Source organism: uncultured Paracoccus sp. (genome assembly GCF_937873615.1).
Classification (GTDB): Bacteria; Pseudomonadota; Alphaproteobacteria; order Rhodobacterales; family Rhodobacteraceae; genus Paracoccus.
Genome location: NZ_CALMYP010000004.1, coordinates 140959 through 154830 on the forward strand (window position 1 = coordinate 140959; position 13872 = coordinate 154830).

The 13872-nt window shown below is 65.6% G+C and carries 14 protein-coding genes; 10 read left to right on the plus strand and 4 right to left on the minus strand.

Annotated elements, in window-relative coordinates; genetic code table 11:
- The first annotated feature begins 5 nt into the window (after window positions 1–5).
- From Q0330_RS01580 to cysE, 8 genes are read left to right on the plus strand one after another with little or no spacing between them, the layout of a single operon-like run.
- Entirely contained in the window at window positions 6–209 is a 204-nt protein-coding gene (locus Q0330_RS01580) for a rcc01693 family protein (RefSeq protein ID WP_299473328.1), read from the plus strand.
- A complete protein-coding gene (locus Q0330_RS01585; RefSeq protein ID WP_299473330.1) occupies window positions 209–862 on the plus strand; it encodes a phage tail tape measure protein in 654 nt (217 codons plus the stop codon). The genes Q0330_RS01580 and Q0330_RS01585 overlap by 1 nt, the downstream gene beginning before the upstream one ends.
- Window positions 863–868: 6 nt before the next feature.
- Window positions 869–1498, plus strand: coding sequence for a DUF2460 domain-containing protein (locus Q0330_RS01590; protein ID WP_299473332.1), 630 nt, complete (start codon window positions 869–871; stop codon window positions 1496–1498).
- Window positions 1495–2373, plus strand: coding sequence for a DUF2163 domain-containing protein (locus tag Q0330_RS01595; RefSeq protein WP_299473335.1), 879 nt, complete (start codon window positions 1495–1497; stop codon window positions 2371–2373). Before Q0330_RS01590 ends, Q0330_RS01595 begins: the two co-directional genes overlap by 4 nt.
- The gene (locus tag Q0330_RS01600) at window positions 2363–2803 is read left to right on the plus strand and encodes a peptidase (protein WP_299473338.1); all 441 of its coding nucleotides are present in this window, start codon (window positions 2363–2365) and stop codon (window positions 2801–2803) included. Before Q0330_RS01595 ends, Q0330_RS01600 begins: the two co-directional genes overlap by 11 nt.
- A 9-nt stretch (window positions 2804–2812) precedes the next feature.
- Window positions 2813–6676 carry a glycoside hydrolase TIM-barrel-like domain-containing protein gene (locus Q0330_RS01605; protein ID WP_299473340.1) on the plus strand — a complete coding sequence of 1288 codons (3864 nt, stop codon included), beginning with the start codon at window positions 2813–2815 and terminating at the stop codon, window positions 6674–6676.
- A complete protein-coding gene (locus Q0330_RS01610) occupies window positions 6676–7389 on the plus strand; it encodes a DUF2793 domain-containing protein (protein WP_299473343.1) in 714 nt (237 codons plus the stop codon). Before Q0330_RS01605 ends, Q0330_RS01610 begins: the two co-directional genes overlap by 1 nt.
- Window positions 7390–7442: 53 nt before the next feature.
- Window positions 7443–8288: a serine O-acetyltransferase gene (gene cysE, locus Q0330_RS01615; RefSeq protein ID WP_299473346.1), complete on the plus strand. Its 846-nt coding sequence runs from the start codon at window positions 7443–7445 to the stop codon at window positions 8286–8288.
- Here the strand turns inward: cysE and Q0330_RS01620 are convergent.
- The 4 genes from Q0330_RS01620 to ade all read right to left on the minus strand — a co-directional run bounded on the left by Q0330_RS01620 (window position 8285) and on the right by ade (window position 11369).
- The gene (locus Q0330_RS01620) at window positions 8285–8962 is read right to left on the minus strand and encodes an NAD-dependent deacylase (protein WP_299473349.1); all 678 of its coding nucleotides are present in this window, start codon (window positions 8960–8962) and stop codon (window positions 8285–8287) included. The genes cysE and Q0330_RS01620 overlap by 4 nt on opposite strands.
- Window position 8963: 1 nt before the next feature.
- Window positions 8964–9263 (minus strand): hypothetical protein, encoded by a 300-nt coding sequence (locus tag Q0330_RS01625; RefSeq protein ID WP_299473352.1) that lies wholly within the window; start codon window positions 9261–9263, stop codon window positions 8964–8966.
- 160 nt (window positions 9264–9423) lie between these two features.
- Window positions 9424–9609, minus strand: coding sequence for a heavy-metal-associated domain-containing protein (locus tag Q0330_RS01630; protein ID WP_299473355.1), 186 nt, complete (start codon window positions 9607–9609; stop codon window positions 9424–9426).
- Complete coding sequence (ade, locus tag Q0330_RS01635; RefSeq protein ID WP_299473358.1) at window positions 9606–11369, minus strand: adenine deaminase; 1764 nt, start codon at window positions 11367–11369, stop codon at window positions 9606–9608. The genes Q0330_RS01630 and ade overlap by 4 nt, the downstream gene beginning before the upstream one ends.
- Before the next feature lie 162 nt (window positions 11370–11531).
- On the opposite strand from ade, the gene lepA reads away from it, so the two are divergent.
- Together lepA and Q0330_RS01645 are read left to right on the plus strand one after the other, a co-directional pair.
- Window positions 11532–13328 (plus strand): translation elongation factor 4, encoded by a 1797-nt coding sequence (gene lepA / locus Q0330_RS01640; RefSeq protein WP_299473361.1) that lies wholly within the window; start codon window positions 11532–11534, stop codon window positions 13326–13328.
- Between the two features lie 318 nt (window positions 13329–13646).
- The coding region (locus tag Q0330_RS01645; protein WP_299473364.1) for a hypothetical protein at window positions 13647–13872 on the plus strand (226 nt) is incomplete at its 3' end.

The following is a 13872-nucleotide window of genomic DNA, read 5'->3' on the forward strand; positions in this document are numbered from 1 at the left end:
CCGGCATGGGCGGTCTCGACTGGTCCGGCCTGATGCGGGCCGGGATGCATGGCCTGGGTCTCGCGCCGGATCGGTTCTGGTCGCTGACCCCCGCCGAACTGGCGCTGATGCTGGGTGTCGATCCGGCATCGGCGCCGATGACCCGGTCGCGGCTGGAGGCGCTGTCACGCGCCTGGCCGGACCGCAAACCGAAGCAGGAGGATGACTGATGGCTGACCGGAACGGTCTGGACCCCTATGGCGATGGGCTTGAGCAGCAACTGGATAAATCGGCGGATATGGCGGCAAGCTTCACCGCCGAGCTTGGCCGGATGCAGCAGTCGATCTGGCTGACCGGGCGCGAGGTCGATAGCTTTGCCAGTGGCATCGGCGGCGGGCTGAAGCGCGCCTTCGACGGGCTGATCTTCGACGGCATGAAGCTGAGCGATGCGCTGAAGGGCATCGCGCGCAGCATGGCCGATACCGCCTATAACATTGCCATGAAGCCGATCCGGGATGCGGTGGCGGGTGCGCTGGCCGGTGGCGTCGATGCGGCGGTATCGAACCTCATGCCCTTCGCCGATGGTGCGGCCTTCAGTCAGGGCCGGGTGAGCGCCTTCGCCAAGGGCGGCGTGGTCAGCCAGCCCACCCGTTTTCCGATGCGCGGCGGCACTGGCCTGATGGGCGAGGCCGGCCCCGAGGCGATCATGCCGCTGACGCGCGGTGCCGATGGCCGGCTGGGGGTCGCCGCTGCCGGTGGCGGTCGGCCGGTCAGCGTCAATATCACTGTCAACACGCCGGATGTTGCGGGTTTCGCCCGCAGTCAGGGCCAGATCGCGGCGCAGATGGGCCGGATGCTGGCCCGTGGCCAACGCAATATGTGAGGCGAGATGTTCCACGAGATCCGTTTTCCTGCGAACCTGTCCTTCGGGTCGGTCGGCGGCCCCGAGCGGCGCACCGAGATCGTCACCCTGACCAACGGCTATGAGGAGCGCAACACGCCCTGGGCGCATTCTCGGCGGCATTACGATGCCGGTCTGGGCCTGCGCTCGCTGGACGATATCCATGACCTGATCGCCTTCTTCGAGGCGCGCGGCGGCCAGATGCACGGCTTTCGCTGGAAGGACTGGGCCGATTACAAAAGCTGCGCGCCGAGCCTGTCCCCGGTGTTCCGCGATCAGGTGCTGGGGCAGGGCGACAGCCGCAGCACCGCCTTCCGGCTGCGCAAGCGCTATGCCTCGGGGCCGGCCAGCTATCATCGCCCGATCCTGAAGCCGGTCGAGGGCACGGTGCGGGTCGGTGTGGGCGGCGACGAGCAGCGCGAGGGCGTGGATTTCGAGGTCGATACCGCAACCGGCATCGTCACGCTGGCCGAGCCGCCGGGTGAGGGGGCAAGCATCACCGCCGGTTTCGAATTCGACGTGCCGGTGCGTTTCGATACCGACCGCATCGCGGTTTCGGTGGCGTCCTTTCAGGCTGGCGACATGCCTCAGGTTCCGGTGATCGAGGTGCGGCAATGACGACGACAACCATTGCTCGGGCCTGGTCGATCACCCGCGCCGACGGCATGCAGCTGGGCTTTACCGATCACGATGCCGAGTTGCGCTTTGTCGGGCTGAGCTTTCGCCCCGATGTCGGTCTGTCGGCGATGGCGGTCGTTCAGGGGGCCGGGCTTTCGGTCGACAACAGCGAGGCGATCGGCGCGCTGTCCGATGGTGCGATTGAGGAGGCCGATATTCTGGCCGGTCGCTGGGACGGGGCCGAGATCTGCCAGTGGGAGGTGAACTGGGCCGATCCTGCGGATTACCGGCTGGTCTTCCGGGGGCATCTGGGCGAGGTCACGCGTTCCGGCGGGGCGTTCAAGGCGGAATTGCGGGGTCTCTCAGAGGCGCTGAACCAGCCGCTGGGGCGGCTGTTTCATCCGCGCTGCTCGGCTGTGCTGGGGGACGGGGCCTGCAAGGCCGATCTGGACAGGCCGGGGATATCGGCGGAAGCGCAGGTGGTTTCGGTCGATGGCGCGGTTCTGCGCCTTGGCGGATTGCCGGGGGTCGAGGATCGCTGGTTCGAGCGCGGCGCGCTGCTGGTCCTGAACGGTGCCGCAGTTGATCTGCGCGGCCATGTCAAGAATGACCGCGCCAAGCCCGGAGGCGCGCGGGAGATCGAGCTTTGGGCGGTGCCGGGCCTTGTGCCGGCGGCGGGCGACCGGGTTCGGCTTGTCGCGGGTTGCGACAAATCCGCCGGGATGTGCCGGTTGAAATTCGACAATTACCCGAATTTCCGTGGCTTTCCGCATCTGCCCGAAGAAGACTGGCTGATCGCGCCCGGCAAGGAGCAGCCGAAGCGCGCCGAATGGCTGTTCCGGCCCGGCAATGAGGGTGAGATCATTGAAATCTGATCCTGCCCCCGAAATCCTGCGCATCGCGCGAAGCTGGCTTGGCACGCCCTATCTGCATCAGGCCTCGGTCCGGGGGGCGGGCAGCGATTGCCTGGGTCTGGTCCGGGGCATCTGGCGCGAGCTTTACGGGGCAGAGCCCGAGGTCGCGCCGGCCTATAGCCCGGATTGGGGCGAATATGACCGGGCCGAAGTTCTGCTGGCCGGGGCGCGCCGGCATCTGTTGCCCGATGATGACGAAGACAGGCCGGGGCAGGTGTTGCTGTTTCGGATGCGCATGGGCGCGGTCGCGAAACATCTGGGTGTCGTCTCGGCCACCGGGGCGGCCCCGGCCTTCATCCATGCTTACGACCGCCACGGGGTCGTCGAAAGCCCGCTTTCGGCGCCCTGGCGGCAGCGGATCGCCGCAAGGTTCCGCTTTCCTGAACGATAGGAGTTCCACATGGCAACCATCCTGCTTTCCGCCGTGGGTGCGGCGGTCGGTTCAGGCTTCGGCGGCACCGTTCTTGGCCTGACCGGCGCGGTGATCGGCCGTGCCATCGGGGCGACGGCGGGGCGGCTGATCGATCAGCGGCTGCTCGGCGCCGGTTCTCAGGCGGTGGAAACCGGGCGGATCGACCGGCTGCGCATCCAGACCACGGGCGAGGGCATCCCGATCCCCCGGCTCTGGGGGCAGATGCGGGTGCCGGGTCATGTGATCTGGGCCGCGCCGCTGACCGAGGTCAGCTCGCGTCAGGGCGGCGGCAAGGGGACGGCGCCGCGTGTGACCAATATTTCCTATCGCCTCAGCCTTGCGCTGGCGCTGTGCGAGGGGCCGATTCTGGGTGTGGGCCGGGTCTGGGCCGATGGCGAGGAAATCCCGCCCTCGGACCTGAACATGCGGGTCTATGACGGATCGGAAACCCAACTGCCCGATCCCTGCATCACGGCGCATGAGGGCGAGGATACGCCGGCCTATCGCGGCATCGCCTATGTCGTGCTGGAGGAGCAGGATCTGGAACGCTGGGGCAACCGGCTGCCGCAGTTGAGCTTCGAGGTCACGCGGGCGGCGAAATCGGGCGGCGGGTTGTCGCGCGAGGTTCAGGCCGTGGCGATGATCCCCGGCACGGGTGAATATTCGCTGGCGACGCGGGCGGTCAGCTATGATCTGGGTTGGGGAGAGACGGTGCCCGCCAATAGCGCGACCGCGCTTGCCGAGACCGATTTCGCGGCTTCGATGGATATCCTCGGGCGCGAGTTGCCCCGGGTCGGATCCGTCTCGCTGGTGGTGTCCTGGTTCGGCGACGACCTGCGCGTCGGCCATTGCACACTGCGGCCCAAGGTCGAGGATGCGGGTCGTGACGGTCAGGGCATGGCATGGCGTGCCGGCGGGATCGGTCGCGCGGCGGCGATGGAGGTTGCGCGCAAGGACGACCGACCGATCTATGGCGGCACGCCTGCGGATGCATCGGTTATCGAGGCATTGCGCGCCATCGCGCAATCGGGTCGGAAGGCCGTGTTCTATCCCTTCATCCTGATGGAGCAACTGGCCGGCAACGGTCGCCCCGATCCATGGACCGGCGCGGTGGATCAGCCGATCATGCCCTGGCGGGGCCGCATCACCGCCGAGATTGCCCCCGGCCGTGACGGCAGTCCCGATGGCACGGCGGCCAATCTGGCAGCGGTGCGGGCCTTTTTCGGCGATGCCGCGCGCGAGGATTTCGCGATCTCGGACGGTGCGATCACCTATACCGGTCCGCAGGAATGGTCCTATCGCCGTTTCATCCTGCATTACGCGCATCTTTGCGCCATGGCGGGCGGGGTCGATGCCTTCCTGATCGGATCGGAAATGCGGGGGCTGACGCAGTTGCGTGGCCCCGAGAACCGCTTTCCGGCGGTCGAGGAGTTGCGCCGGCTGGCGGCTGACGTGCGCGCCATTCTCGGGCCGGATGCGAAGATCAGCTATGCGGCGGATTGGTCGGAATATTTCGGCCATCATCCGGGTGGGGGTGATGTCTTCTTTCACCTCGATCCGCTCTGGTCCGATCCGAATGTCGATTTCATCGGTATCGACAATTACATGCCGCTGTCCGACTGGCGCGAGGGCGAGGATCACAAGGACGCGCATTGGCGGCGGATCGACGCGCCGGGCCATCTGGAAAGCCAGGTCGCGGGTGGCGAGGGTTATGACTGGTATTATGCCGACAGCGCCCATCGCGAATCCCAGATCAGGACGCCCATCGAGGATGGCGCTTACGGCGAACACTGGATCTGGCGCTACAAGGATCTGGTCAACTGGTGGGGCAACCGCCACCATGATCGGATCGAGGGGGTCAGGCAGGCGGTGTCCTCGGCCTGGGTGCCGCGCTCGAAACCGATCTGGTTTACCGAGATGGGCTGTGCCGCGCTCGACAAGGGAAGCAATCAGCCGAACAAGTTCCTGGATGCGATGAGCTCGGAATCGCGGCTGCCTTATCATTCGAACGGGGCGCGCGACGATGCCATGCAGGCGGCCTATGTCAGGGCCATGACGACTTACTGGTCGGACCCGGCGCATAACCCCATGGGCAGCTATGGTGGCCATATGGTCGATATGTCGCGCGCCCATGTCTGGTGCTGGGATGCGCGGCCCTATCCGGCCTTTCCGGGGCGGGCGGACCTGTGGTCCGACGGTCCGGCCTGGGATCGCGGGCATTGGCTGAACGGGCGGGCCGGGGCGGTGCCGTTGGCCCGGGTGGTGGCGGATATCTGCGCGGCGGCGGGTGTCACGGCGATAGACGTATCTCGCCTGTCGGGGCTGGTGCGCGGCTACTCTGCCGGTGGGGCGGAGACTGCGCGGGCGAGCCTGCAGCCGCTGATGCTGGCCTATGGTTTCGACGCGGTCGAGCGTGACGGTGTGCTGAAATTCATCATGCGCGACGGTCTTGTCAGTGCGGAGCTGAGCGAACCGGCCTTGGCCGAATTGGAGGAGGTGGCGCATGAAACGACGCGCAGCGCCTCGGCTGAGATGGTCGGGCGGTTGCGGCTGACCCATGTCGCGGTCGGCGGCAGCTATGCCACCTCGACCGTCGAGGCGTCACTGCCGGACGACCCGTCGCCGGTGGTCTCGGACAGCGAGATGGCGTTGCTGATGACCGTGCCCGAGGCGCGCAATACAGCCGCGCGCTGGCTGGCCGAAGCGCAGATCGGCCGCGAGACGGTCCGGTTTCGCCTGCCGCCTTCTCAACGGTGGCTTGGGCCGGGGGATGTGGTCGCGCTGACGCGGCGCGGGGACAAAGTCGCGCATCGCTGGCGCATCGACCGGGTCGAGCGCGCCGGTGGCATTACCGTCGATGCCGTAAGGACCGAGCCGGGCATCTATCGGCCGGTGGATTATCAGGAGGATGGCATCGCCATTCCGCGCTATCAGCCGCCGATGCCGGTCTGGCCGATCATCATGGACCTGCCATTGATGCGCGGCAATGAGGTGCCCCATGCGCCGCATATCGCGGTTGCCGCCAAGCCCTGGCCGGGATCGGTCGTGGTCTATGGCTCGGCCAGCCCGGACAGCGATTTCATGCTGAATACCACGCTGCCGCAGGGGGCGATGATCGGCGTCACGGAATCGCCTTTGCGCAAGGCGAAGCCGGGCCTGATTGACCGCGGGCATGGGGTGTTGGTGCGCTTTGGCACCGGGGCACTGGCGAATGCGTCGGAAAATGCGGTTCTGCATGGGGCGAATCTGGTCGCCATCGGGAATGGCAGCCCCTATGGCTGGGAGATTTTCCAGTTCACGCGGGCAAGTCTGGTGGCGAGCAATCTCTGGTCGCTTGGCGAGCGGTTGCGCGGGCAGTTCGGCACCGACGCGACCATGCCCGATGAATGGCCGGTCGGGTCGATTGTCGTGGTGCTGGACGGCGCGCTGCGCCAGTTGGCGCTGGATCCCGCCACGCTGGGGCAGGTGCGGCATTGGCGGATCGGTCCGGCAATGCGCGGGGTGGATCATCCCAGCTATCGCCAAAGGGCCACCAATACGCCGGGCGCGGGCCTGCGACCGCTGTCGCCGTGTCATCTGCGGCTGGTGGGCGAGCGGCTGTCATGGATCCGGCGCACGCGAATACAGGGCGACCGTTGGGATCTGCGCGATGTGCCGCTGGCCGAGGCGCGCGAAGCCTATCTGATCCTCGTCGAAGCGGGCGGCGAGACCCATGAGTTCGAAAGCGGCGCTGCGGCGTTCGATCTGCCTTCCGGTCTGGCGGGCCAGGCCGGGCAGGGGCGGCTGACGGCCTCGGTCGCGCAACTGTCCGAGCAATTTGGACCCGGTCCCTTCATTACCAGGAGCTTCTGATGAGCACGCAACAGACCCAACGCCTTGGCCTTCCGCTGGTGCAGGCGGCGCAGGCGCAGAAACATGTCACCGTCAACGAATCCCTGGCCCGGCTGGATGGGCTGGTCAATCTGGTTCTGGTGAGCGCGAGCCAGACCTCTCCTCCGCTGGCCATGATCGAGGGCAGTTGCTACGGCGTGCCGTCCGGTGCCGGCGAGGCCTGGGCCGGGCAGGATGGCAGGATCGCCATTGCCTCCAACGGCGGCTGGGTCTTCGTCGATGCGCAGGCGGGGATGCGGGCCTTCGTGGTCGATGTCGGTGTGCCGGCAATCCACGACGGCACGGGTTGGATCGAGGGTGCCATGACGCTTGGTGCTTTCGGTTCGGCGCTTGCGGCGCGGGTGGCGGAAACCGAGGTCGCGGTCTCGGCGGGGACCAGCATGACCACCGATCTTGTCATTCCGAACTCGGCCATGGTGATCGGGGCGACGGCGCGGGTGAGCGAGGCGCTGACCGGCACGCTGAGCAGTTGGGCCATGGGCACCGAGGGGGCGACCGACCGTTTCGGATCTTCGCTTGGCATTCAGCAGGGATCATGGGCGCGCGGCATGCTGTCGCAGCCCTTTACCTACTGGTCGCCGGCACCGGTCATCCTGACGGCGACCGGCGGGGCTTTCGCCGGCGGCAAGGTCCGGCTGGCGGTGCACTGGCTGGAACTGACATTGCCACGCTGACGGGTTTTCCGCGCTGCGGCTTTGCGCTAATCTGCCGGGCAAAGGAGAGCCGCATGAACAGTCCTGCGAAAGCTGAAATCCTGAACGCTGCGCCGGTCAGTGGCACGGCGCTCTGGTCGCAGATCTGCGCTGAGGCGCGCGAGGCGATTGCAGACGAGCCGCTTCTGGGGGCGCTGATCCATGCCGGGTTGCTGCATCACGACAACCTGCAATCCGCATTGGCCTATCGTTTCGCGATGAAGCTGTCCTCGGGCGAGATGAGCGCCCAGCTTCTGCGCGAAATCGCCGATGCCGCCTATGCCGCGCGCCCGGAACTGGTCCTTGCCGCCGAGGCCGATATGCGCGCGGTCTATGAGCGCGATCCGGCCACGCACCGGCTGATGCAGCCCTTCTTGTTCTTCAAGGGGTTTCAGGCGCTGCAGGCCTATCGGATCGCCCATTGGCTCTGGACCGAAGGCCGCCGCGATATGGCCTATTTCGTGCAGATGCGCTGCTCCGAGGCGTTTGGCGTCGACATCCACCCGGCGGCGCGGGTCGGCAAGGGGGTGATGATGGATCACGCCCATTCCATCGTCATTGGCGAAACGGCGGTGGTCGGGGACAATGTCTCGATGCTGCATTCGGTGACGCTTGGCGGGACCGGCAAGGCCGATGGCGACCGGCACCCGAAGATCGGCAATGGCGTGCTTATCGGGGCCGGGGCCAAGGTGCTTGGCAATATCACCGTCGGGCGGTGCAGCCGGATTGCGGCGGGTTCGGTCGTTCTGGCCGATGTGCCGCCCTGCAAGACCGTGGCCGGGGTGCCGGCGCAGATCGTCGGTGACGCGGGCTGCACCGATCCGGCCTTCGCCATGGATCACCTGATCGAGGTGACCGCGATGGAGGAGGGCGAGGACTAAGCCAGTCCCGCCACCCATTCCGGGACGATTTCAGTCGCCGGGCCGATGATGTGGCGATGGAAGTCGCGACTGACGGCCGAGCGATCCAGGTTCAGCTCGATACATTCGGCGCCGCAACGCCGCGCATGCTGGCCGAAACCGGCGGCCGGATAGACATTGCCGGATGTGCCGATGGCGGCGAAGATCTCGGCCTGTTCGAGGGCGGACCAGATCCTGTCCATGTGATAGGGGATTTCGCCGAACCAGACGATGTCGGGACGCGCCGTGGCCTTGCCGCATTGGGGGCAGGGCGTCTTCGTGTCGGTCCTGACCGGGCTGGGCCAGCGGTGGCCGCAACTGGCGCAAAGCGCGCTGTTCAGGGCACCGTGCATGTGGATGACATGGGCCGAGCCGCCGCGTTCGTGCAGGTCGTCGACATTCTGCGTCACCAGCGTCAATTCGTGCTTTTCTGCCAGTTCTGCCAAGGCGAAATGCGCGGCATTGGGCTGCGCTTCGGCTGCGGCCTTGCGCCGTTCGTTGTAGAAGCGGTGCACAAGGGCCGGGTCGCGCTGATAGGCTTCGGGTGTGGCGACATCCTCGATCCGGTGGTCTTCCCACAGGCCGTCGGCGGCGCGGAAGGTCCGCAGGCCGCTTTCGGCTGAGATTCCCGCGCCGGTCAGGACGACGATGCGCATCTCAGCGGCAATAGGATTCGGCGGTGCGAGTGAAGGTCTTGTAGCGGGCCCAGAAGGCGTTGTCGGAATCGCGCTTCGACATGCGCACCTCCTGCGCCTTGTGAGGGTCGCGGAAGAATGCAGCCGCGCGGCGCTGATCGGAGCGCGACAGTGTCTGGTTGGCCACCTGCTGGGCGCAGCTGCAAAGCGCGGGCTGGCGGGCGCCGCGATCCGTGCGCACGCAGGCGCTGTCGATGGGGCCGGCCATGGCCAAAGGCGTGGTCAGCACGACCGCCGCGGCGGCAATGAGAATGCGATTCATGACTGTCTCCTCGGTTCTGCCTGGATTGCCGTTTCGGCATTATTGGGGGCGGCACTGCCTGCCCCGATTGCGCCAAGACTAGCAGGAACCCGCCATCCGCTCAATCGTTGCGTGTCGCGAAGGGGTGGGGATCGGGCAAAAAGCGCCCCCATATCTTGTGTCAGGCGGGCTTTGGATCGAAGCCCGCAGCACGAATCACCTCTGCCGCGCGCGTCGGGTCGAGGCCTTCGACGGTGACTTCCTTGCGTTCCAGATCGACCGCAGCCGTGCCGCCGGCCTCGGCAACGGCTTTTTCGACGGTCGATCTGCAATGTCCGCAGGTCATGTCTGATACGATCAGTTTCATCGCTTTTCTCCTGTCACTTGCGCATCGTGACCCATATCCGGGGCATCGGCAATATCGCCGATGATCTGGAAACGGTCGACATCGACCATGCCCATATCGGTGATCTTCAGGTGCGGGATCACCGGCAGGGCGAGGAAGGCGAGCTGCAGGAAGGGCTCGTGCAGAACCACGCCGAGATCCCGCGCGGCCTTGCGCAGGCGGACAAGCGCATCGTGGACATGTTCGAACCCGTCGGCGCTCATCAGGCCGGCGATGGGCAGGGCGAGTTCCGCCGTCACCGCGCCGTTTTCCACCACGACGAAGCCGCCGCCGATCTCGGCCAGGCGGCGCGCGGCCACGGCCATGTCGGCGTAATCCACCCCAACGAGCGCGATATTGTGGTGGTCATGGCACACGGTCGAGCCGATGGCGCCGCGCTGCATCCCGAAACCGCGCACGAAACCGTTGGCGATATTGCCGTTGCGGCCATGCCGCTCGACCACGGCGATACGGGCCAGGTCGCGCGCCGGATTGGGGCGGCGGTCGCCATCGGTTGCGGCGATGTCCTCGATCAGGTGATCGGTCAGGATGCGGCCGGGCTGGATGCCGATGACAGGCGTGGGGCCCGTGCCGGTCATGTGGAAGCTTCCTGCATCCAGCGGCGGCAGGTGGACGGAGTTCAGCCCGACCAGCCCCCGGATCGTCCGGCCCCTGAAGGCCTCGTCGTCGATCGCCACGCCACCGCAGATCACCCGACGGATCGCGCAGCTTTCCACATCCTCCAGCACCACGATATCGGCGCGCCGGCCCGGCGCGACCTGACCGCGATCCTTCAGCCCGAAGGCCTCGGCGGCTGACAGCGAGGCAGCGCGATAGACCGCCAGCGGGTCGCAGCCATGACCGATCAGCCGGCGGATCATGGCGTCCAGATGGCCTTCCTCGGCGATGTCCAGCGGGTTGCGGTCATCGGTGCAGAGGCACATGTAAGGCGCCGTCAGCGGTGTCAGCGCCGGCGCCAGAGCATCCAGATCCTTCGAGACCGAGCCCTCGCGGATCAGCACCCGCATTCCCTTCTGCAGCTTCTCGATGGCTTCGGTGGCGGTTGTCGCCTCGTGCTCGGTGCGGATGCCGGCGGCGATATAGCCGTTCAGATCCCGCCCCGAGAGCAGTGGCGCATGACCGTCGATATGGCGGCCGGCGAAGGCGCGAAGCTTTTCCATGCAGGCCGGATCGCGGGTCAAAACGCCGGGATAATTCATGAATTCCGCCAGCCCGATCACCGCCGGATGATCGGCCAGTTCCAGCAGATCGCCGGCATCCAGCCGCGCGCCTGAAGTCTCCATCGGCGACGAGGGCACGCAGGAGGACAGGTTCACCCGCAGATCCATCACCGTCATCCGCGAGGCGTCGAGGAAATATCTGATCCCCTCGGCGCCGATCACATTGGCGATCTCGTGCGGGTCGCAGATGGCGGTGGTCACGCCGCGCGGGGTGACGCAGCGGTCGAATTCCGAGGGCGTCACGCAGGAGCTTTCGATATGCAGATGCGTGTCGATGAAGCCCGGCACCAGCGTCGCGCCGGAAACGTCGATCTCGCGCTTTCCCCGGTATTCCGCGCCGATCCCCACGATCGTATCGCCCGCGATGGCGACATCGCCCGCGATCCGCGCCCCGGTGACCATGCACCAGACCTGGCCGCCTTTCAGAACGAGATCGGCGGGGGTCTCGCCGCGGCCCTGGGCGATGCGGTTTTCCAGTGTGGATCGGTCGTTGCCGGTCATCTTGCTCTCCTGTTGAGCGCCGATGATCGTCCCGCCGCGCGCCAAGGTAAAGACCTGTGGCGCGGTCAATCGCGACACCTGCCCGGATGCCGGACGACGCGCCCCCACGCATGGTTGCAAATCCCCCTTCCAGCGCCGCAATCGCGCCTGTATATGCGGCGCATGACCGATCTCGACCTCATCCGCAATTTCTCCATCGTGGCGCATATCGACCACGGTAAATCCACGCTGGCCGACCGGCTGATCCAGCTGACCGGCACCGTCGCCGAGCGCGACATGAAGGCGCAGCTTCTGGACAGCATGGATATCGAGCGCGAGCGTGGCATCACCATCAAGGCCAATACCGTGCGCATCGCCTATCCGGCGAAGGACGGGAAAACCTATGTCCTGAACCTGATCGACACGCCCGGCCATGTCGACTTCGCCTATGAGGTCAGCCGCTCCATGCGCGCGGTCGAGGGTTCGCTTCTGGTCGTCGATGCCACGCAGGGCGTCGAGGCGCAGACGCTGGCGAACGTCTATCAGGCCATCGACGCGGATCACGAGATCGTCCCGGTCCTGAACAAGATCGACCTGCCGGCGGCCGAACCCGACCGGGTCAAGGAACAGATCGAGGATGTGATCGGCATCGACGCCTCGCAGGCGGTGCCGATTTCCGCCAAGACCGGGCTTGGCATTCCCGATGTGCTGGAAGCCATCGTCACCCGCCTGCCGGCGCCCACAGGCGACCGCAACGCACCCTTGAAGGCGATGCTGGTCGATTCGTGGTATGACGCCTATCTGGGCGTCGTCGTCATGATCCGCGTGATGGATGGGGTGATCCGCAAGGGCGATCAGGTCAAGATGATGCAGACCGGCGCCAGCTACAAGCTCGACAAGCTGGCCGTGCTGACCCCGGCGATGAAGGATATCGCCGAACTCGGCCCGGGCGAGATCGGCGTCTTCACCGCCTCGATCAAGCAGGTCCGCGACACCCGCGTCGGCGACACCATTACCCATGAAAAGAAACCCGCCGCCGCCGCACTTCCGGGCTTCAAGCCGGCGCAGCCGGTGGTGTTCTGCGGTCTCTTCCCGGTCGATGCCAACGATTTCGAGGCGCTGCGCGACGCCATCGAGAAACTGGCCCTGAACGATGCCAGCTTCTCCTATGAGATGGAGACCTCGGCGGCCCTTGGTTTCGGCTTCCGCTGCGGCTTTCTGGGCCTGCTGCATCTCGAAGTCATCCGCGACCGGCTGGAACGCGAATACGACCTCGACCTGATCACCACCGCGCCTTCGGTGGTGTTCCGCCTGCATATGCGCGACGGCGAGGTGCGCGAATTGCACAACCCCGCCGACATGCCCGACCTGACCCTGGTCGATCATATCGAGGAGCCGCGCATCAAGGCCACGATCATGGTCCCCGACGAATATCTGGGCGATGTGCTGAAGCTGTGCCAGGACCGGCGCGGCATCCAGATGGACCTGACCTATGCCGGTTCCCGTGCCATGGTCGTCTATGACCTGCCGCTGGCCGAGGTGGTCTTCGACTTCTATGACCGGCTGAAATCGGTGACCAAGGGCTATGCCAGCTTCGACTACCAGATCAGCGAATATCGCGAGGATTATCTGGTAAAGATGTCGATCCTGGTGAATGACGAACCCGTCGACGCGCTGTCGATCATGGTCCATCGCGACCGCGCCGAGGCGCGGGGCAGGGTGATGGTCGAGAAGCTGAAAGAGCTGATCCCGCGCCACATGTTCAAGATCCCGATTCAGGCCGCCATCGGCAGCCGCGTCATCGCCCGCGAAACGCTTTCTGCGATGCGCAAGGACGTGACCGCGAAATGCTATGGCGGCGACGCGACGCGAAAGAAGAAGCTGCTGGAGAAGCAGAAGGCCGGCAAGAAGAAGATGCGCCAGTTCGGCAAGGTCGAGATACCGCAGACGGCGTTTATTCAGGCGTTGAAGATGGAGTGAGATCGTGAACCGATCCGCTGCACCGCCCGCGATGCCCCCTGCCTTGCGGCGATGAGGCTGCGGGTGGCCACCCGTATTGTCGAACGCAGCGACTGGATAGTTTGCGTAGCGTCATGGTTGTAGACTGAAACCCCGCCAGGAATGGCGGGGCCTTTTCGGTACTGATCAAAAAGCAACTGCACGTAGAAGTTATTAAAATTGTCTAAACTGATATGTTTTTCTGCTCTCGGTTACCGAGTAGACATCGTGTTTGGATCACGTCTGGATTGTCGGTCAAGCGGTCTTGGACGAGTAGCATTGTGAACGAGGAGCGACGGCATGGCAGTCTATGACTACAAGAAGGTTTACGAAGAGAGCGAGATCGACTTTCCGACCGGCTACAATCCCGGGGTGGGCATGACCATCGGCGAGACCTTCACCGTAAATGGCGGCGGCGACAACATGCTTCTTCAGGATGACGACCTCCTCCTGCAGGACAGTGTCAACGTTGAGAGTGTCAGATCTTCTGTGTATGAGCGATCCGGTCCATGCTTCTTCGAAAGGA

What these genes read in the sequence shown, in the direction of transcription:
- Q0330_RS01580 (WP_299473328.1), top strand. Translation starts at nt 6, where the DNA reads ATGGGCGGTCTCGACTGGTCCGGCCTGATGCGGGCCGGGATGCATGGC.
- Q0330_RS01585 (WP_299473330.1), top strand. Translation starts at nt 209, where the DNA reads ATGGCTGACCGGAACGGTCTGGACCCCTATGGCGATGGGCTTGAGCAG.
- Q0330_RS01590 (WP_299473332.1), top strand. Translation starts at nt 869, where the DNA reads ATGTTCCACGAGATCCGTTTTCCTGCGAACCTGTCCTTCGGGTCGGTC.
- Q0330_RS01595 (WP_299473335.1), top strand. Translation starts at nt 1,495, where the DNA reads ATGACGACGACAACCATTGCTCGGGCCTGGTCGATCACCCGCGCCGAC.
- Q0330_RS01605 (WP_299473340.1), top strand. Translation starts at nt 2,813, where the DNA reads ATGGCAACCATCCTGCTTTCCGCCGTGGGTGCGGCGGTCGGTTCAGGC.
- Q0330_RS01610 (WP_299473343.1), top strand. Translation starts at nt 6,676, where the DNA reads ATGAGCACGCAACAGACCCAACGCCTTGGCCTTCCGCTGGTGCAGGCG.
- cysE (WP_299473346.1), top strand. Translation starts at nt 7,443, where the DNA reads ATGAACAGTCCTGCGAAAGCTGAAATCCTGAACGCTGCGCCGGTCAGT.
- Q0330_RS01620 (WP_299473349.1), bottom strand. Translation starts at nt 8,962, where the DNA reads ATGCGCATCGTCGTCCTGACCGGCGCGGGAATCTCAGCCGAAAGCGGC.
- Q0330_RS01625 (WP_299473352.1), bottom strand. Translation starts at nt 9,263, where the DNA reads ATGAATCGCATTCTCATTGCCGCCGCGGCGGTCGTGCTGACCACGCCT.
- Q0330_RS01630 (WP_299473355.1), bottom strand. Translation starts at nt 9,609, where the DNA reads ATGAAACTGATCGTATCAGACATGACCTGCGGACATTGCAGATCGACC.
- ade (WP_299473358.1), bottom strand. Translation starts at nt 11,369, where the DNA reads ATGACCGGCAACGACCGATCCACACTGGAAAACCGCATCGCCCAGGGC.
- lepA (WP_299473361.1), top strand. Translation starts at nt 11,532, where the DNA reads ATGACCGATCTCGACCTCATCCGCAATTTCTCCATCGTGGCGCATATC.